The 18,064-nt window shown below is 38.7% G+C and carries 20 protein-coding genes; 17 read left to right on the top strand and 3 right to left on the bottom strand.

Annotation, left to right across the window (positions count from 1 at the left end; genetic code table 11):
- The first annotated feature begins 1 nt into the window (after nt 1).
- The 11 genes from AC1Q59_RS06180 (at nt 2) to AC1Q59_RS06130 (ending at nt 11,619) form a co-directional block, all read left to right on the top strand.
- The gene (locus AC1Q59_RS06180) at nt 2–790 is read left to right on the top strand and encodes an enoyl-CoA hydratase/isomerase family protein (protein WP_492364926.1); all 789 of its coding nucleotides are present in this window, start codon (nt 2–4) and stop codon (nt 788–790) included.
- A 16-nt stretch (nt 791–806) separates the two neighbouring features.
- Entirely contained in the window at nt 807–1,979 is a 1,173-nt protein-coding gene (locus AC1Q59_RS06175; protein ID WP_492364925.1) for an acyl-CoA dehydrogenase family protein, read from the top strand.
- 25 nt (nt 1,980–2,004) lie between these two features.
- Nucleotides 2,005–3,153 carry a thiolase family protein gene (locus tag AC1Q59_RS06170; protein ID WP_492364924.1) on the top strand — a complete coding sequence of 383 codons (1,149 nt, stop codon included), beginning with the start codon at nt 2,005–2,007 and terminating at the stop codon, nt 3,151–3,153.
- Nucleotides 3,154–3,168: 15 nt separating this feature from the next.
- On the top strand, nt 3,169–3,951 hold the full coding sequence (locus AC1Q59_RS06165) for an OB-fold domain-containing protein (protein WP_492364923.1): 783 nt from the start codon (nt 3,169–3,171) through the stop codon (nt 3,949–3,951).
- Nucleotides 3,952–3,962: 11 nt separating this feature from the next.
- Complete coding sequence (locus AC1Q59_RS06160) at nt 3,963–4,385, top strand: MaoC family dehydratase (protein ID WP_492364922.1); 423 nt, start codon at nt 3,963–3,965, stop codon at nt 4,383–4,385.
- Complete coding sequence (locus tag AC1Q59_RS06155; RefSeq protein ID WP_492364921.1) at nt 4,382–6,346, top strand: TRAP transporter permease; 1,965 nt, start codon at nt 4,382–4,384, stop codon at nt 6,344–6,346. The genes AC1Q59_RS06160 and AC1Q59_RS06155 overlap by 4 nt, the downstream gene beginning before the upstream one ends.
- Before the next feature lie 79 nt (nt 6,347–6,425).
- Nucleotides 6,426–7,424 (top strand): TAXI family TRAP transporter solute-binding subunit, encoded by a 999-nt coding sequence (locus tag AC1Q59_RS06150; RefSeq protein ID WP_492364920.1) that lies wholly within the window; start codon nt 6,426–6,428, stop codon nt 7,422–7,424.
- Between the two features lie 33 nt (nt 7,425–7,457).
- Nucleotides 7,458–9,608, top strand: a complete 2,151-nt coding sequence (locus tag AC1Q59_RS06145) for an acetate--CoA ligase family protein (protein WP_492364919.1) — start codon at nt 7,458–7,460, stop codon at nt 9,606–9,608.
- 152 nt (nt 9,609–9,760) lie between these two features.
- Nucleotides 9,761–10,210: an Lrp/AsnC family transcriptional regulator gene (locus AC1Q59_RS06140; RefSeq protein ID WP_492364918.1), complete on the top strand. Its 450-nt coding sequence runs from the start codon at nt 9,761–9,763 to the stop codon at nt 10,208–10,210.
- Nucleotides 10,211–10,519: 309 nt separating this feature from the next.
- The gene (locus AC1Q59_RS06135) at nt 10,520–11,092 is read left to right on the top strand and encodes a chromate transporter (RefSeq protein WP_492364917.1); all 573 of its coding nucleotides are present in this window, start codon (nt 10,520–10,522) and stop codon (nt 11,090–11,092) included.
- Nucleotides 11,089–11,619: a chromate transporter gene (locus tag AC1Q59_RS06130; RefSeq protein ID WP_492364916.1), complete on the top strand. Its 531-nt coding sequence runs from the start codon at nt 11,089–11,091 to the stop codon at nt 11,617–11,619. Before AC1Q59_RS06135 ends, AC1Q59_RS06130 begins: the two co-directional genes overlap by 4 nt.
- 55 nt (nt 11,620–11,674) lie before the next feature.
- On the opposite strand, the gene AC1Q59_RS06125 is transcribed toward AC1Q59_RS06130, so the two are convergent.
- Nucleotides 11,675–11,983 carry a winged helix-turn-helix transcriptional regulator gene (locus tag AC1Q59_RS06125; protein ID WP_492364915.1) on the bottom strand — a complete coding sequence of 103 codons (309 nt, stop codon included), beginning with the start codon at nt 11,981–11,983 and terminating at the stop codon, nt 11,675–11,677.
- A gap of 164 nt (nt 11,984–12,147) precedes the next feature.
- Between AC1Q59_RS06125 and AC1Q59_RS06120 the strand changes: the two genes are divergently transcribed.
- The 4 genes from AC1Q59_RS06120 (at nt 12,148) to AC1Q59_RS06105 (ending at nt 15,009) form a co-directional block, all read left to right on the top strand.
- Entirely contained in the window at nt 12,148–12,999 is an 852-nt protein-coding gene (locus AC1Q59_RS06120) for a VOC family protein (protein WP_492364914.1), read from the top strand.
- A 150-nt stretch (nt 13,000–13,149) separates the two neighbouring features.
- A complete protein-coding gene (locus tag AC1Q59_RS06115) occupies nt 13,150–13,344 on the top strand; it encodes a hypothetical protein (protein WP_492364913.1) in 195 nt (64 codons plus the stop codon).
- A gap of 322 nt (nt 13,345–13,666) precedes the next feature.
- Nucleotides 13,667–14,548: a DMT family transporter gene (locus tag AC1Q59_RS06110; RefSeq protein ID WP_492364912.1), complete on the top strand. Its 882-nt coding sequence runs from the start codon at nt 13,667–13,669 to the stop codon at nt 14,546–14,548.
- 146 nt (nt 14,549–14,694) lie between these two features.
- Nucleotides 14,695–15,009 carry a phage holin family protein gene (locus AC1Q59_RS06105; RefSeq protein ID WP_492364911.1) on the top strand — a complete coding sequence of 105 codons (315 nt, stop codon included), beginning with the start codon at nt 14,695–14,697 and terminating at the stop codon, nt 15,007–15,009.
- A 118-nt stretch (nt 15,010–15,127) separates the two neighbouring features.
- On the opposite strand, the gene AC1Q59_RS06100 is transcribed toward AC1Q59_RS06105, so the two are convergent.
- Nucleotides 15,128–15,640, bottom strand: a complete 513-nt coding sequence (locus tag AC1Q59_RS06100; protein WP_492364910.1) for a DUF3231 family protein — start codon at nt 15,638–15,640, stop codon at nt 15,128–15,130.
- A gap of 173 nt (nt 15,641–15,813) precedes the next feature.
- Here AC1Q59_RS06100 and AC1Q59_RS06095 point away from each other — a divergent pair, with 173 nt between their 5' ends.
- Nucleotides 15,814–16,449, top strand: a complete 636-nt coding sequence (locus AC1Q59_RS06095; RefSeq protein ID WP_492364909.1) for a hypothetical protein — start codon at nt 15,814–15,816, stop codon at nt 16,447–16,449.
- Between the two features lie 12 nt (nt 16,450–16,461).
- Nucleotides 16,462–17,331: a proline iminopeptidase-family hydrolase gene (locus AC1Q59_RS06090; protein ID WP_492364908.1), complete on the top strand. Its 870-nt coding sequence runs from the start codon at nt 16,462–16,464 to the stop codon at nt 17,329–17,331.
- A 407-nt stretch (nt 17,332–17,738) separates the two neighbouring features.
- On the opposite strand, the gene AC1Q59_RS06085 is transcribed toward AC1Q59_RS06090, so the two are convergent.
- Nucleotides 17,739–18,064, bottom strand: a 326-nt coding sequence (locus tag AC1Q59_RS06085) for a hypothetical protein (protein WP_492364907.1), incomplete at its 5' end; no start/stop codon positions are given.

Raw genomic sequence — 18,064 nt, 5'->3', positions numbered from 1 at the left:
AATGGAAAGAAAAGCAACCCTTTTTTATGTTAAGAACCAAATAGCCACATTAGAATTGTTTAGGCCAGAAAGTAAGAATGCTCTTGATATGGTGATGAGAAAGGAAATCTCTGAAACAATTAATGAGGTTCGAGAGAACGAAGATATTAAAGTCCTTGTAATCACTGGAAATGGAGGGAATTTTTGTGCGGGCGGCGATATAAAAAGCTTGTCCCTAGGATTTTCACCAAAGGAAGGACGTAAAAGAGTTCAGAAGCTCCATGATTGGTTTTTTGATCTAGTGAATTTAGAAAAACCAGTGATTGCTGCCGTTGATGGTTTTGCTGTTGGTGCTGGGTTTAATCTTGCCCTTGCTTGTGATTTTATATTTGCTAGTGATCGTGCAAATTTCAGTCAAATCTTTGGAAGAATTGGGCTAGTCCCGGATCTTGGAGGATTTTTCCTATTACCTAGAATAGTCGGTTTATCAAAAGCAAAAGAATTGATGTTTACAGCAAGAATGATTAAAGCTGATGAAGCCAAGGAACTTAACATTGTATATGAAATATACCCAAGTGAGAGTTTGTTATCAGAAGCAAACAAATTTGCAGAGAGATTCTTGGATGCATCAACAGACTCTATTGGGATAACAAAAATGATACTAAACCAATCCTTTAATTTAGATCAACGGGCACTGTGGGAGATGGAAGCACTAGCACAAGCTCTATCCTTTGAATCTCCTTACTACAGGGAAATGACAGAACGATTTATAAATAAACAAAAACTTCCTTTTAATTGGGAAAAATATTAGAAAAGGGGAATTAAATATGTGGTCATTTGGATATAGCGAAGAACAGGAAATTTTTAAACAAACTATTAGAAAATACTTTGAAAAAGAAGTTGCCCCATTAGTGGATGAAGCGGAAGAAACAGAAATATTTCCAGTGGAACTTCTTAAGAAAATGGGCAGAGAAAACTACTTATGCATTCGATATCCAGTTGAATACGGAGGACTCGGTGTAGATAAAATAACAGAATGTATCTTTAGGGAAGAATTATCTAGAGTTTCTCAAGGTTTTGCCAGTACTTGGTCCTCTCATTCTCACTTAGGTACTTATCCAATTTACCAGTATGGGACAAATGAACAAAAAGAAAAATACTTGATTCCGGCAATAAGAGGAGAAAAAATAGCTGCCTTTGGTCTAACTGAGCCAAATGCTGGATCTGATACAAAATCTATGAAAACTACCGCGATTAAAAAAGGGGATCATTATATCATTCGCGGAAGTAAAATATTTATCACTAATGCTCCAATTGCAGATTATATCATTGTTGCTGCCTATACGAATCCAGAAATTGGGTACAAGGGAATAAGCTTGTTTATTGTTGAAACAAAATCGCCTGGCTTTAAAATTGCTAGAAAGCTAAAGAAGGAAGGAATTCGCTCTTCTGAAACTGCAGAGATCTTTTTTGATGATTGTGTGGTACCAGCTGAAAATCTCATTGGCGGTTTGGAAGGGAATTTTAAGGGTGTAATGAGCACCTTGAGCGAAGGAAGAATAGGTGTTGCTGCCAATTGTGTAGGAATGGCTCAAGCAGCTTTAGAAAATGCAAGTCAATATGCTAAAGAAAGGATTCAATTTGGCCAAAATATCTCAAATTATCAAGCTATAAATCATAAGATCGCAGATATGTATACGGAAGTTCAGGCTGCGAGATTACTAGTGTATCAAGCTGCATGGATGTTAGATCAGGGTATCAAGTGTGATAAAGAGGCTTCGGTGGCAAAGCTTTTCGCATCTGAAGTAGCAGTTAAGGCAGCAAGAGAAGCCATCCAAATTCATGGGGGTTATGGAATGATGAGAGAATATCCAGTTGGGCGAATCTTGCGAGATGCGCTTGTTTATACAATTGGAGAAGGTACAACAGAGATTCAAAAGAATATTATTGCTAAGCAATTAGGTCTCATTCAGAAAAACGAACTGCAAAAAACGAAATAGTAGTTTGTTTAAAGGAGTTGAAAAGATGGATTCATTTATTGTCGGGGTGGGAGATACACCTGTTGGAAAATTACCAGATTCTAGTACGATGCAGCTCCATGCAGAAGCTACCACTAAGGCACTACTAGATGCTGGTCTAAAAAAGGAAGATATTGATGGCGTGCTGACTGCATATTCAGTTGTGGAACCTCACCTTATGTTAAGTTCAGTTTTCTGTGAGTACTATGGCCTATCTCCAAAATATACTGCCTCTGTACAATTGGGCGGTGCAACTGGGTGTGCATTGATTATGCACGCCCAAGCATTAATAGAATCTGGACAATGTGAAACTGTTTTAATTGTTACTGGAGATAACAGATTAACTGGATTGTCTAGAGATGGAGCTGTTCAAGCATTAGCTGGGGTGGGGCATCCGAATTACGAATATCCATATGGAATTACAATCCCTGCATTATACGGTTTAGTTGCAACCAAATACATGGATTATTATCATGTTCAGCCGGAGCATTTGGCTCAAATTTCAGTAACGATGCGTGAGCATGCAGCTCTTCATCCATTTGCACATAAAAGAGAGCCAATAACAGTTGATGATGTTCTAAATTCTAAGATCATTTCAACCCCTTTGCACTTATTGGATTGTTGTTTGGTGTCTGATGGAGGGGGTGCGGTTATTGTCACCTCTAAAGAAGTGGCTCGCAATTTGAAAAATGTACCAGTAAGAATTATGGGAAGCGGTCAAGGTCATACTCATGAACATATTAGTCAGGCCCCTTCCTTATTAGAGTTTGGATGTAAACAATCTTCAAAGATAGCATTCCAAAAAGCAGGCGTTTCAATTGAAGATATAGATGTAGCTGAAATATATGATTCATTTACGATAACCTTATTAATAGAGTTGGAATCCATTGGATTTTTTGAGAAAGGTGAAGCGGGTTCTCAGATTGCTAATGGGGCTATAGGTTTACAGGGGAAATTACCGCTTAATACACATGGTGGGTTATTATCTTATGGCCATTCTGGTGCTGCCGGTGGTTTATGGCATGTTATAGAGGCGGTTAAACAATTGCGGGGTGAAGGACAAGTAAGACAGGTGCAGAACGCAAATTTGGCTTTTGTTCATGGAGATGGCGGAATTCTGTCTGCGCATTGTTCTTTAATCCTAGGTAAAAATTAAGGGGAGTGGCAAAAGATGACAAAACCTGTTCCATACATCACTGCTGAGTCCACTAAATATTGGCAAGCATGCCGTGATGGGAAATTATTATATCAGCATTGTTCGGAGTGTGGGGTGAATCAGTTTTATCCGCGCTTCCACTGTAAAAAATGCGGATCCAAGAACATGGAATATCGAGAATCACGAGGGATTGGGACAATTTCAACTTATACAAATGTTTATAGAGCACCTAGTCCTGAATTTAAAGAAGATGTCCCATACGTTTTAGCATTGATAGATTTGGATGAAGGCTTTCGTATGATGTCCAATATCGTTGGAAGGAACGAAGTGATAAATATAGGTGACAAGGTAATTGTGACATTTGAAAAAAGATCTGAAGAAATATTTTTACCCCAATTTCAGAAGTTGCTAACCTTCAATGAACTTAAAGTAGGAACAATTTATGGTAAAGAGATTTTTGAGTGCAGTCATGAAAAGGTTCAACAGTGGGAAGAAATATATTCAGATGACGTTATTAAAACAAAAAATAGTATAGTTCCTGCTGGTATGTGCGGTGTAATAATTATGAACACCTATGACGTTACTCTGACTGGAAGGCCACTAGGAAATGTTCATGGAAGTCAGACTTTTAAGTATTTCCGTCCAATACAAGTTGGGGAAGTTGTAATAACAACTTTATCTGTTGACGATAAGTTTATAAAGAATGATAGAAAATGGGTAATCATTAAAACGGAAACAACATCCGAGAACGGCGAACTGTTGTTGGAAGGCCGCATGAGAATTTTATGGGCAGAGTAGGAGGAAAGAAAATGAATCAGGGCGATTATATAGTTTCTAATCAGCTTTATATTTCTAAAGAGCGGATTCTAAAGTATGCAAAAATGTCTAATGACTTTAACCCGATTCATGTGGATGAGGGATTCGCGGAAACAACTCAGTTTGGGAGTATTATTGCCCATGGGATGCTTTCCCTCAATCTTTTATGGAAATTGTTAACGGATAACTTCGGGGAGAACTGTTTGAATAATTTGAATTTGGATATTCGGTTTAAAAAGCCAGTTAAGGTAAATGAGACAATTCAAGCAGTTATATATATTGATAAAATAAATAATTTCTCAATAACTCCTACTATCTCTGAATTACATTTAATAGTAAGCATTAACGATTCTGAAAATGAGGAAGTAATTAAGGGTACGGCTGAATTGTTATTAGAAGGGGGGCTTCATGTTTGAGTGAACATCTGAAAGATGATAAAGAACTTATGAGCAGGAAGAGTTTAGAAAGGTTCTTAAATTTATTGATTAAGATTATAGCAATTTGCTCAACAGCTTTTTTCCTATACACAGCCGTAGTGGGAATACTGCCTGCATTACAGCAGAGAAGCTTTTTATTATTGTCAGCCCTTCTTATCATTTTTTTACAATCAATGAAGAAAAGAGTGGTGCATTCAAACTTTTCTAGAATTCAACTAGGTATTGACGGCGTTTTTGTACTAGGAAGTCTATTAAGTTGTGGTTATTTATTCATTAATTGGCAATCCCTAATAATTCGGGAAGGAAGTCCGATTCTTATTGAGTATTTCCTGGGCGGATTTTTAATCATTGCCCTATTGGAAGCATGTAGGAGGGTTTTTGGTTGGTCCCTGCCGATTATAGGTGTAGTTTTTATTATCTATGCTTATGTTGGGCCATATTTACCAAGTCTGCTTTCACATAGAGGAATTTCAACTGAAAGACTACTTGCACATTCATATATAACAACACAGGGAATATGGGGTACTCCAGTTGCTGTTGTTGCGACGGTGGTAATATTTTTTATCATTTTTACTGCTTTCTTAACAGTCTCAGGAGCATCTGACTTTTTTATTAAGTTTGCGCAGTCCTTAGTTGGCCGGGTTCGAGGTGGTCCTGCAAAAATTGCCGTAGTTTCAAGTAGCCTAATGGGTACCCTTTCGGGTTCAGCGGTTGCAAATGTTGTTGCTTCAGGTTCTGTAACAATCCCCCTAATGAAAAAAGTAGGATATTCACCTAGATTTAGTGCAGCAGTAGAAGCAGTCGCATCTTCGGGTGGACAATTGATGCCACCTATATTAGGAACTGCAGCTTTTGTAATGGCAGAAGTTTTAGGTGTTTCATATTGGAATATCGTTTTAGCTTCAATAATTCCAGCAATTATATACTATGCAACTGCATATATAGTTGTGGATTTGGAGGCTGGAAAACTTGGTTTAAAAGGTTTGAAAAAAAGCGAGGTCCCTAAATTTGGGAAGACATTTACTGAAGGCGGACACTTACTGCTGCCAATACTAGTTCTTGTTGTCCTTGTTAGCATGCAATATTCACCGATGCGTTCAGCACTTTTTGCCATCATTACATTGATACTAGTTTCTTATATAAGGAAAGGGACTAGAATATCATTCGAAAAAGCAATGAATGCCATAGCAAATGCGGCTATTGACATTGCACCAATATCAGTAGCTGTTGCAATTGCTGGATTAATCATTGGAGTTATTGAACTTACCGGTTTAGGATTACAGCTTTCTAATGTTTTGGTTACCTTATCACAAGGCTCACTTGTAGGATTGCTCATTCTAACTATGATAGCTTCATTAATATTGGGGATGGGTTTACCGACAGTAGCATGTTATATTTTGCTTGCGCTTACTGTTGCGCCAACCTTAATTTCAATGGGAGTTAATGAATATGCTGCACACTTCTTTGTCTTTTATTTTGGTATTGTTTCAGCAATTACTCCACCGATAGCGTTAGCTTCATTCGCAGCAGCAAGTCTATCAGGCTCTGATCCTATAAAAACTGCAGTAACATCACTTAGATTGGGTATAGCTGCATTTCTGCTTCCTTTTCTCTTTGTATTTGAACCAGCATTGTTACTTCAAGGTTCTTGGGTTGATGCCATCCAACCAACAATTACTGCATTAATTGGAGTATACTCAATCTCCATTGCAACAACCGGATACTTTATGCGAAGAATTGGTGTTATCATGAGAATCGTCTTTGCTGCCGTCTCAATATTTTTAATCATTCCCGGAACACTAACAGATATAATTGGAGGCACTTTAATTATACTATTGCTCCTACAGCAATGGATAAATGTCAGAAGGTCAAGCCAGTACAATAGCAAAATAGTAAATGAATTTGAAGAAGATACCAACAATGGAATAAGAGAGGTTTAGTGGTTAAATAAGGAGTAATAGAATTGTATAACAAGTTGTTCCGATATCTGGAAAAATACTTATAAAAGGAATGGTGTAAATGAAAAAAATTTCCTTAGTTTTAATCGGTTTGTTAATATTTTTATTTGCGTGTAGTAACAATACAAAAACTAATTCCACTGGAACTAGTAAGAGTGGTATAAAAGATTTATCAATGGCTACATCGACTTCTGGTGGTACAGGATATATGTATGGTGTTGCACTTTCAACAATGGTTAATAATCATTTAGAAGGAGTAAAACTCACCCCTATGCCTTCTGCGGGTGTAATCGAGAATGACCGTCTGTTAAGGGAAGGAAATACGGATATTATCCTTCATACAGGAGAAAACGCTTCATTATCCTATAAAGGAGAGGGCCCCTTTGACACTCCATATGAATTAAGAGCAATGTGGCCAATTTATGCATCATTTATAAATATTGTAGTGCCTGAAGATTCTTCCATAAAAACAATAAAGGATTTAAAAGGTAAACGCGTTGGGATGGGAGCCCCAGGAAGTTCGGCAGCTATTACAATGACAAAGCTAATGGAAATAAACGGTTTAGCAGAAGGTGACTACACACCAATGCCAATTAATTTGGATGAGCAGGTATCCGCTTTGAAAGATGGAACGATTGATGCTATAACAATCATCATTGGGTTCAATACCCCTTCCTTTGTGGATCTTACCAATTCAAGAGATGTTCGTTGGATACCTGTTGATGATGAATCTTTGAAAAAGTTAATTGATGAATCTCCTGCAGGAGCTTATGTTTCAATGACTATGCCTGCAGGAAGCTATAAAGATCAAAATGAAGATATAAAAACAGTTGGAGCGCCAATTTGGATTGCAACAAATGAGGAATTTGATGAAAAACTTACAGAGGATATTATTAAGGTTTTCTTTGAAAACTTTGAGGAGGCTCAGAAAATCCATGCAATTGTAGGTCAGACAAATAGGGAATTAATTGAAGGTTCAATTCCGCCTGTTCCATGGCATCCGGGAGCGATTAAAGCATTTGAAGCACTTGGATATAAACTTACCCCATTTAATAATTGATTAAATTAAATTAAATAAAAAGGGTGTTAGGAAATGGGAAAAGAGATCAAAAGCTTGTTTGAAGCAAATTCAATAGCAATTATTGGGGCTTCCTCCAACCCTTCAAAAATTGGGGGGAGACCAATAAAATACTTACTAGATCAAAGGTACAAGGGAATAATTTATCCTGTTAATTCTCGATATGATAAAATTTTAGGATTCACAAGTTTTCCCGATGTAAATCTTATACCAGAGACTGTAGATTTAGCTATCCTTGCAATAGCTGCTGAATATGTTGAGGAAGAAATAATAAAGTGTATTCATAAAGGGATTCAATCTTATGTTGTTTTTAGTTCTGGCTTTTCAGAAGCAGGTGAAACCGGAAGGAAACTTCAAAACAGACTAAAAGATTTAGCGGATAAACATAACTTAAATATATTAGGACCCAATTGCCTTGGAATGATAAATGTGTCATCAGGTCTTGTAGCTTCTTTTACAACAGCCTTAGAATCACTAAGGCTTGTTGAAGGCGGCTTAGGATTTGTATCTCAAAGCGGGGCATTGGCTGCATATTTTTTAGATTTGGTTCAAAAGAGTGGTGTTGGTTTAAGTAAATGGATTTCAACCGGAAATGAAGTTACATTAGAAACTTCAGATTTTGTTGATTATTTAGTTGATGATCCAGATACTAAAGTAATTGGAGTTTATTTGGAAGACATAAAGAACGGTGAACTATTTAAAAGGTCTGCTATAAGGGCAGCTCAAAAAGGAAAGCCAATCATTTTAATTAAAGCTGGTTCCTCAGAAGCTGGACGAAAAGCTGCCGCGTCTCATACAGGTTCCATCACTGGGGAAGATTCAAAATACCAAGCTTTATTTGAACAGCTAGGCATCATTCGTGTACGCAGTTTAAGTGAAATGATTAGAGTTAGTAAAACACTTTTGTATCAAGGTTTTCCTATCACCAATACTCTTGGGGTAATATCCGTATCCGGAGGAGCTGGGGTATTAATTGCTGATGAAGCAGCGAAGGTGGGATTAAAAGTACCAGATTTTGATAAAGAAACAAAAGAAAAATTAAAAAGTACAATACCTTCATTTGCAACTGTTCAAAATCCAATGGATGTTACTGGCCATGTTGTCAGTGATATTTCAATTTTTTCAAATACACTGGAGATCTTAAATAAAGATACCAAGGTTAGCAATATTGTCATATTTTTAGGGCTAATGAAAAGTATTTCTAATGAGTTATTTCATGCTATTAAAGATATAAATCTTGAAATGAGTAAACATATTTCAGTAATATGGGTCGGTGCGACTGACGATATTGTAAAAAAATTTTCGGATATTAATATACCTGTATATAAGGATATACCCGATGCTATAGAGACATTGTCACAATTGTATAAAGGATACCAAAACCAAAAGCTTATACTTAATGATCTTTCGTTTATATCCTCTATAAATGAATCGCTTAAAGAGCAAGGGAGAAATATGTTAAGTTCTGAGGGAAATCATTTACAATATTTAACAGAGTATGATACAAAAAGGTTATTTGATGGTTATCAAATTCCTATTCCAAAAGAGGCACTAGTAATGGACGTGGATGAGGCAAAAAATATAATAAAAAGTAAAGAGATTAGTTTTCCAGTTGTGCTTAAGATACAAAGCGTAGACATGCTGCATAAAAGTGAGCTCGGTGGACTTCTTTTGAGTATTGAAAATGAAGATCAAATGATAGCTGGTATTAATAAATTATTAACGAGGGTAAAGGATTTAAATATTAGTTGTCAAGGAATATTAATTCAGGAAATGGTTAAATTTGATCAAGAATTAATAATCGATATTCAAAAAGATGCAAGCTTAGGTACTGCATTAGTAGTAGGACGCGGCGGTATTTATGTTGAGGTGTTAAAAGACATAACAACAATGTACTTGCCAATTTCCAAGGTAACTTTAATTAATAGAATAAAAGGCTTGAAAAGTAGTAAATTATTTGAAGGATATCGAGGAAAGAAAAAAATTGATCTTGATAAATTAGCAGATGTGATACTAGAAATATGCCAGGTTTTTTACGATAACCAAGACGAAATCTCTGAATTAGAAATTAATCCTCTAGCTATTAATTCGGAAACTGGAGATTTTTGGATTATTGATGGACTAGGGATTAAAAAAGCTGCAAAACAACTAGAACAATATAGTTAAATTGAGTGCCCTTTATCGATTAGCGATAAAGGGCATTTTTTTGAATACAATTATGCTCCAAAAGTTTTAGTTATAATGTTTAAATAATAAATCATTTATATTTCTATATTCTTCTCCTATAATTACCTTAATGAGCTTACGGAGAAGGGACGTTGGAAATGGACGAAATTGATAAAAAGATTATCAGAATTCTGACCAAAAACGGGCGAATGTCGTATGTTGATATTGGCAAGCAATTAGGCCTTTCCAGGGTTGCGGTTAGGGAAAGGGTCACAAAGCTTGTGGATGATGGGGTGATTGAGCAGTTTACGGTTGTTGTGAACAGCGAGAAGTTCGGAAAGGAAGTCTCCGCATTTTTTGAAATTGACTGTGAACCGGGTTCGCTGGTTGAGGTTGCTGAAAAATTAACGGAAAACCCCAGTGTAGCCAGCTGCTATCAAATGACAGGACCATCTACGCTGCACATGCATGTGTTAGTGGATAACTTTCAGGCACTAGAAAGATTTATCAATGAGGAGCTGTATGCTTTAAATGGCATCACACGAGTAGAAAGCCATATACTTTTGCGGCGGTTTAAAAGCAGGAGCGGGCTGAAGCTTTAAGGGTTCAATAGATGTTTTCCGAGGGAATCCATCCTGCGATGGATTTTTTTCGCTTTACGAAGTGTCTCTAAAAACGCATTTGAAACTTCATTTTGTACAATATATAAAAGATTATCTTCAAAAGGTAACCAGAAAAGAAGAAATTAAAAAACATGGTAAATAGTATAGATTTTTACGAGTTAATCTTCTATAATCGAAATTAACAAAATATTAACAAAGGAAATCAAAATTAAGTTTTTGGTTAACAAGTGTATTTTGTGCATATTCTGCTGCATTCATAGTTTTATAGAAAAGAGGTGGCTTGCCAAAGTGAAACAGCTAGATATTTCAATTGCTTTTTTTCGATCGGGGATCCTTGGGTACGGAGGCGGCCCGTCATCGATACCGCTTGTACATAAGGAAGTAGTGGATACATTTAAATGGATGGATTCCGATGAGTTCGGCGATGTTTTGGCCCTAGCAAACGCACTTCCAGGCCCAATTAATACGAAAATGGCGGGATACATCGGTTACCGGGTTGGCGGCGTGGTCGGCATGCTTAATGCCATTCTTTCCTCGATATTGCCGTCAATTATTCTGTTGATTGTGCTATTGACAACGCTGAATGCCTATAAGGACCAGCCGTGGGTCGCCGGTATGACAAAGGCTGTTGTCCCGGTTGTGGGCGTTATGCTGGGAACGTTAACATGGGATTTTATTAAAAAATCCACCAAATCGACTTTAGGATGGAAATGGACCATTGTTTTTGTTGTGGCAAGTGTTATTTTAATGGAATTGCTCAACGTCCATCCTGCGATCATTATTTTAGGCCTGCTAATTGGGGCCTTAGTAAAAAAGGATAAGAAAAAAGAAGAGGGGAAAAAGGAGAGAAGTTCAGCATGATCTATATTCAAATATTCTTGGCTCTTTTTATCCCGGGCATTCTAGGATACGGAGGCGGGCCTTCCTCCATTCCATTAGTTGAAAACGAGGTGGTGGACCGCTATCATTGGATGACGGTCAATGAATTCAGTGAAGTTCTGGCGATGGCCAACACACTGCCGGGGCCGATTGCAACGAAAATGGCCGGATACATCGGCTATGACCAGGCTGGAATCCTTGGAGCGGTTGTTGGGGTTTTTGCAACGGTTGCGCCATCATTGATTCTTATGATTGGTCTTCTAGGCTTATTGATGAAATATAAAGAATCACCGCAAGTCAAAAGGCTGACGATTGTGGTTCGGCCAATAATTGCTGTGCTTCTTGGAGTTATGACATTTGATTTCTTTTTTTCTTCGTATGAAGGGGAAGGGCTGTGGCAGACGCTTTTCCTTGGCGTCGTAGCCTACATCCTTATGCAAAAATTAAAAGTGCACCCTGCCTATGTTATTGCCGGATCACTCGTTTATGGGGGATTGGTCTTAGCTTAAAGGGCACGAAAGCCTCCGTTAACTGCAATCATGCAGTCATAAACGGGGGCTTTTCTTATGCTTCCAGCCAGGCTTGTGACCACTTTTCAATATCCCGCATCACCGGTTCCAAGCCCATTCCTTTTTCAGTCAGTGAATATTCAATCCGGACTGGCGTTTCCGGAAAAACTTCCCGTTTGACTATTCCTTCATTTTCCAAATCCTTTAACCGCTCGGACAGGACCCTGCCGCTTACGCCAATTGAGGATTCAATTTGGCAAAAACGCTGCGGTCCAGTGAGCAGCTGATAAATGATCATTCCTGTCCAGCGCTGTCCAAGCAAACCCATCGCTTTTTCAAACCTTGGGCAAATTGACTTATCCAAATGAAATCAACTCCTTACTACATATTATAATCGTAATGGCAAAAAATTAAATTACTTGACGCTATTAATTTATGAAAATATACTTACTTATATAAAGTAAGTAACTTAAAAATAATAAAATGGGAAAAATAGAGATAAATTCTTTCAAGACGGGGGACAAAACAATGAATTTTCATTCAAAGCCAACAACATTTGTGAGCCAGTTAACGATAAAGGTGCAGGATCTGGATCGCTCACTTAAATTTTATGAACAAATCATCGGCTTTAAGGTGCTGGAAAAAACAGACTCTTCCGCAAGTTTTACAGCAGATGGAAAAAATGTGCTTTTAAAAATTGAGCAGCCTGAAAATGTTATTCCTAAACAGCCGCGGACGTCAGGTCTTTATCACTTTGCCATTCTATTGCCGACTCGAGCGGACTTAGGAAAATTTATCAGCCATATGATCCAAATTCAATATCCGGTACAGGGAGCATCGGATCATCTCGTCAGTGAAGCGTTATATTTAGCTGACCCTGATGGTAATGGTATTGAAATTTACAGCGACCGTCCTTCATCAGAATGGAAATGGAATGGCAGCGAGGTTGTAATGACAACAGAGCCAATGGATGTGCAAGGAGTGTTAGCTGCTGGACAAGGTGCTGCCTGGAACGGCCTTCCAGCTGGCACGGTGATGGGCCATATTCATCTGCATGTTTCAGAGCTGGAAAAATCCGGTGAATTTTATACAAAGGGCCTAGGATTTGAGGTTGTATGTTCGTTTGCCGGCCAGGCACTGTTTATGTCTACTGGAAAATACCATCATCATATTGCCATCAATACATGGAGCGGCATTGGTGCACCAGCTGCTCCAGAGAACGGTGTGGGCCTAGAGTCATACACAGTAGTGCTGGAAAATGAAGAAAAGCGAAATGAAATAATTGAACAGCTGAAGAACGTAGGAGCACCCGTAACAGAAGAACAGGGAACATATATTACGGTTGACCCTTCTGGTAATCGGATTAAGCTGACTGTTTAAAAAACCTAAAAGATTGCCAGGAAATTCCTGGCAATCTTTTTTTGACAATTTTTTAACAATTACTAAAAGCATCATGATAATATGAGAAACCAAATCCCAATTTATGTGCTACAATATATGAAACTAATAAACAATCATAGAGGTGAAATCATGGCTTTTATGTACGCTCTGGTTGTCATCATTATTTTAGCGGCAATCGTTTTAACCCTTCGCGCTGCGGGAAAAATTGAGGAAGACTACGGCAAAAAGACGAAAAGAAACGCAAAGAATTTATCAATGATATATGGTGTCATTATTCTGCTATCAGTTGTTGCCCTTGGTGTTTATATAAGTTTCGTCTACTAGGATTTTCAAAAGGCATCGCCATACCGGCAGTGTCTTTTTTCTTTTCTAAAGGTAATGTTAAATTTAGCCGTTGATTTCCACTCCAGGCGCTACGCGCACCTTAGGGCGGTTCGGGAAGCCTCCTCGTCGCTAACGCTCCTGCGGGGTCTCCCCTGTCCCGCACTCCCGCAGGAGTCTTCGCGCCTTTTGCTCCAATCAACTTAGCAGCTAAACCAACATTATCCTCTAAAACATTTTTTCTAAAAATATTCATTATTCCCTTTTTAATAAATTTATTTTACAATAATATTTATTAATCTTAAGTAAAATAAGGTGATCTTTGGTGAGAGCTCAATTTAAATTATTAACTGCGATGTTCATTTGGGGAAGCATCGGTTTATTTGTGAAGAATATCAATCTATCATCGAGCGAAATAGCTTTGCTGAGGGGTGCTATAGGGAGTATATTTTTGCTGGGGATTTTTATATTAATGAGGCAAAAAATTTCTATCCAGGCATTGAAGCAAAATGCGCTTCTGCTAATCCTATCCGGGGCTGCCCTTGGCTTTAATTGGATCTGCTTATTCCAGGCGTATCAATATACAACCATTTCCAATGCGACGTTAAGCTATTACTTAGCGCCGATTATCGTACTAATCTTAGCCCCATTTATTCTCAAAGAAAAATTGACGCTATTTAATGCAGGCTGCATCCTTGCCGCGATGATTGGTTTGGCTTTGGTCAACTTTGGCGGCGGTAGCGGGGGCGGCGCCGATCAACATCTCATTGGCATCCTTTATGGCTTGCTCGCAGCCGTGCAATATGCAGCCATCATTTTAATTAATAAGTTTATTAAAAATTTATCGGGGTTTGAAACCACGCTTGTGCAGTTAATTGTCGCGGTTGTGGTGCTTTTCCCATACGTTTGGGCAAAAGAGCCAATGGACTTTTCCGGTCTAGGCTGGAATGCCATCCTATTTATTCTTATTATCGGAATCGTCCACACAGGGATTGCTTACTTCCTGTACTTTACTTCATTAAAAGAATTAAAAGGGCAGACCATTGCTGTGCTTAGTTATCTTGATCCTGTTTCTGCCGTTATTTTTGCCGCAATTTTCCTTGGTGAAAACATGAGCGTGATTCAAATAGCCGGGGGTATGCTTATTCTTGGGTCAACCTTTCTCAGTGAGAGAAGGGCCATGAAGGCACAGGCCGCTACTGTATAAATGAAGTTTTTAGGAACCGGAATCCAGCTGATTTCGGTTTTTTTTATGTTTATTGGACCTTTTTTCAAAAGATTAATGAGAACATCTATACGATTTGGAGATGGGAGGAATAGGGTATATTACAGATTATATAAACAGAAGGTGAAATGGTGGATTTTAATCTGTATGTGTATATTAGACAAGAATCACTGATTTTGGTTCCGGTGCTATATATTATTGGATTGTTTTTAAGGCAAACTCCGCACGTTCCTTCATGGGTTCATCCGTGGATTCAATTGATTTTTGCAAGCGTTGCCTGTCTGCTTTATTATGGAGTTGAAATTCAATCTGTGATCCAAGGAATTCTTGTATCGGGATTAGCAGTTATCTCAAGGGATTTGATTGACCACACTATTTTTGGGGTGAATGAATCAAGAAACAAGCGGAAAAATAAAGAATTAGAAAATGATCGAGAGAGCTGATCTTAATAAACGGAGGCAGCCCATTTAAAAATGCCAACAAGTGTTGGCATTATTACATATCTCCGGAATAATTGAACGCTTGGACTCATTTTAATCCAAGCGTTATTAGCAAAAATTATTAGCAATCCTGAACTTTATTATGATGCAGCGGAGGCGGAATGAGCCAGCCTTTTTCTTTGTTCATGCGAAGAACTTTTTCCGCGAGGGCAGCTTTTTGCATATGAAATTGCCCATACATCATGGCGAGATCTTCTCTTATGCACTTTCCCATCATAGTGCTGCATGCAACCATACCTGCGGCAATATGAGCACCAAGGGTGGCCGCTATCGCAGGATCGGGAACTCTGGCCCCAGCAGGGATATCCTCAAGACATGCATCAGGCGGTTCTGGTGACGCTGGCGGCAAGGCAATTCCGTTTTCCTTTAGCAGCTGTTCGATTTGTTTCTTTTGCTGCTGGCCAAGCTCAACAGACTCTTTTAATAATTTTTTTAAATCCTCGTCCCCCGCATGATTTAACATCACCTGATGACCGGCAATCATCGCATTTTCAGCTAAATCAGATGCCCAAAGATCAAAGACTTCTCCGTAGTGCAATGGTTCTTCCTTTGGATTTCCGCTTAAAATTCCCATCGTGAGCCTCCTTAATTGGTAAGAAATATTATTCATTTTCGTGCCACCTTTCACCTGCACGATGGTAGTTTATCCAATGAGTTATGACATTATTGATGGTATGGAGAGCCTTTTTAAAAGACAGTAAATATTTAATGATATACTTATAAAAAAGGACTCCTAAGGGGGAAGCAATGAGTTTTATTTATGCTGCTTTTTTTATTCTCGGTATTTATTATTTAATCCGTTATAGGCTAAACCTAAAGAAAGCGGCTGAAATGACCGACTCGGCAATTTATCCTAAAGATCAGCATGAGTTTTCAAGCATACTGATCTCGACAGAGTGGAAAGAGATGCAGCCGCTGATGAAAAATACGGGCACCTATCAGCTGGTCAAATGGGGAACTGTTGGCGTGATTATATTTTTCGCTATTCTTTTTGGAATCCTTATCTTTACGGATTGGCTTGATTCTCAGCTGCTTAGCTTTGCCTATTTTTTCTTCTTGCTGATCAATATGGTCAAGCATAAAGGCAATCTTTACCTGCTGCCAAAAGGAATTATCCTTAACAGCAGATATTATTCGTTAAATCAAATCGCCTCATACCAGGCAGAAAAAATTATCCGCTGGCATGAGTTATATGGGCTCCATTCACGCGTGGATCATGGGTATAAGCTTACTTTTAAAATAAAAAATCAGCTTATACAGCCGCATGAAATCGTTATAGAGGAAAGCGAGCAGATAGAAAAGGTAATAAGTATTCTTGGTGATCTTGGAATTAAAGGAATTCTTAAAGCTGATAAAGAATCTAATCAAATGATAAATGGGTAAGGGGGAACTTCAATGTCTATACAAGAAGGTTTTGTAGAGGTTACAGGTGGAAAGGTATGGTATCAGCGTCATGACAATGGAACTGGCAATACTCCGGTTATCATCCTGCATGGCGGTCCGGGGTCATCGCATTTTTCGTTACAAGGCTTAAAGGTGCTTGCTGATGAACGTCCGGTTATTTTTTACGATCAATTAGGATGCGGTAAGTCGGATCGGCCTGATGATACCTCATTATGGACGATTGATCGTTTTGTCGAGGAATTAGGGCAAATCCGAAAAACACTTTCACTTAAAAATGTACATATACTCGGTCATTCCTGGGGGACAACGTTAGCTGCGGCCTATCTTTTTACAAAGCCAGAAGGCGTGAAAAGTGTAATTTTTTCAAGCCCATGCTTAAGCGCGCCATTATGGGCAGAAGACCAGGAAAAAAATCGGCAATTATTGCCTGAAGATGTTCAGGAAACCTTACGGCGATGCGAGGAAAACGGAACGACTGACTCTGAGGAATACAAAGAAGCTACAGCAGTATTTAATAAGCGTTTTGTTTCCAGTTTGGAGCGAACCCCAGAGGAAATCGCAGCAAGTGCCAAAAATAGAAATTCTGAAATCTATAATATTATGTGGGGACCTTCAGAATTCCATGTAACGGGTAATTTGAAAAATTTTGACTGCACTTCACGCCTGCATGAAATCACGATCCCAGCTCTATTCACCTGCGGCCGCAATGATGAGGCCACACCAAAATCAACTGAATACTTCAGCAGCCTCACACCTAACGCGAAGTTTCATGTCTACGAAAACAGCGCACACATGCCTTATCTTGAAGAAACAGAAGAGTATGTTAGAGTGGTTAGTGAATTTTTGCGTGAGGCTGAATGAATGCATTACTAAAGACCTAAGCTTGTTTTGCTGGGTCTTTTTTTAATTTGTGGGCTTGGTTGGGGGCGGGGTGAGCTGCTTTTTGGACAGAAGCGGCGGTAAAACTATCGAAGGAGTCTGAAGAAGACCGAACTTTGGACTAAGAGGCTAGTAAAACACTCTGAAGAGTCTAAAGGCAAGCAGACTTTGGACAGAGAATCTAGTAAAACACTTTAAAGAGTCTAAAGGCAAGCGGACTTTGGACTAAGAGGCTAGTAAAACACTCTAAAGAGTCTAAAGGCAAGCAGACTTTGGACAGAGAAACTAGTAAAACACTTTAAAGAGTCTAAAGCCAAGCGGTCTTCGGACAAAGGAACAAGTAAACCACACAAGCGAGTCTAAACCCAAGCGGTCTTCGGACAAAGAAACTAGCAAATCACGCAAAGGAGTCTAAAGCCGAGCGGTCTTCGGACAAAGGAACAAGTAAACCACACAAGCGAGTCTAAACCCAAGCGGTCTTCGGACAAAGAAACAAGTAAACCCACACAAAGGAGTCTAAAGCCAAGCGGTCCTCGGGACAAGAAACAAGTAAACCACACAAGCGAGTCTAAACCCAAGCGGTCTTCGGCCAAAGAAACTAGTAAACCCACACAAAGGAGTCTAAAGCCAAGCGGACTTCGGACAAAGGAACAAGTAAACCACACAAGCGAGTCTAAACCCAAGCGGTCTTCGGACAAAGAAACTAGCAAATCAC

Source organism: Cytobacillus sp. MT66 (assembly GCF_058792595.1).
Note: the sequence above shows the minus strand (reverse complement) of the source record. Positions and strands in the feature narration are given on the sequence as shown.

What these genes read in the sequence shown, in the direction of transcription:
- AC1Q59_RS06180 (WP_492364926.1), top strand. Translation starts at nt 2, where the DNA reads ATGGAAAGAAAAGCAACCCTTTTTTATGTTAAGAACCAAATAGCCACA.
- AC1Q59_RS06175 (WP_492364925.1), top strand. Translation starts at nt 807, where the DNA reads ATGTGGTCATTTGGATATAGCGAAGAACAGGAAATTTTTAAACAAACT.
- AC1Q59_RS06170 (WP_492364924.1), top strand. Translation starts at nt 2,005, where the DNA reads ATGGATTCATTTATTGTCGGGGTGGGAGATACACCTGTTGGAAAATTA.
- AC1Q59_RS06165 (WP_492364923.1), top strand. Translation starts at nt 3,169, where the DNA reads ATGACAAAACCTGTTCCATACATCACTGCTGAGTCCACTAAATATTGG.
- AC1Q59_RS06160 (WP_492364922.1), top strand. Translation starts at nt 3,963, where the DNA reads ATGAATCAGGGCGATTATATAGTTTCTAATCAGCTTTATATTTCTAAA.
- AC1Q59_RS06150 (WP_492364920.1), top strand. Translation starts at nt 6,426, where the DNA reads ATGAAAAAAATTTCCTTAGTTTTAATCGGTTTGTTAATATTTTTATTT.
- AC1Q59_RS06145 (WP_492364919.1), top strand. Translation starts at nt 7,458, where the DNA reads ATGGGAAAAGAGATCAAAAGCTTGTTTGAAGCAAATTCAATAGCAATT.
- AC1Q59_RS06130 (WP_492364916.1), top strand. Translation starts at nt 11,089, where the DNA reads ATGATCTATATTCAAATATTCTTGGCTCTTTTTATCCCGGGCATTCTA.
- AC1Q59_RS06120 (WP_492364914.1), top strand. Translation starts at nt 12,148, where the DNA reads ATGAATTTTCATTCAAAGCCAACAACATTTGTGAGCCAGTTAACGATA.
- AC1Q59_RS06115 (WP_492364913.1), top strand. Translation starts at nt 13,150, where the DNA reads ATGGCTTTTATGTACGCTCTGGTTGTCATCATTATTTTAGCGGCAATC.
- AC1Q59_RS06105 (WP_492364911.1), top strand. Translation starts at nt 14,695, where the DNA reads ATGGTGGATTTTAATCTGTATGTGTATATTAGACAAGAATCACTGATT.
- AC1Q59_RS06100 (WP_492364910.1), bottom strand. Translation starts at nt 15,640, where the DNA reads ATGGGAATTTTAAGCGGAAATCCAAAGGAAGAACCATTGCACTACGGA.
- AC1Q59_RS06095 (WP_492364909.1), top strand. Translation starts at nt 15,814, where the DNA reads ATGAGTTTTATTTATGCTGCTTTTTTTATTCTCGGTATTTATTATTTA.
- AC1Q59_RS06090 (WP_492364908.1), top strand. Translation starts at nt 16,462, where the DNA reads ATGTCTATACAAGAAGGTTTTGTAGAGGTTACAGGTGGAAAGGTATGG.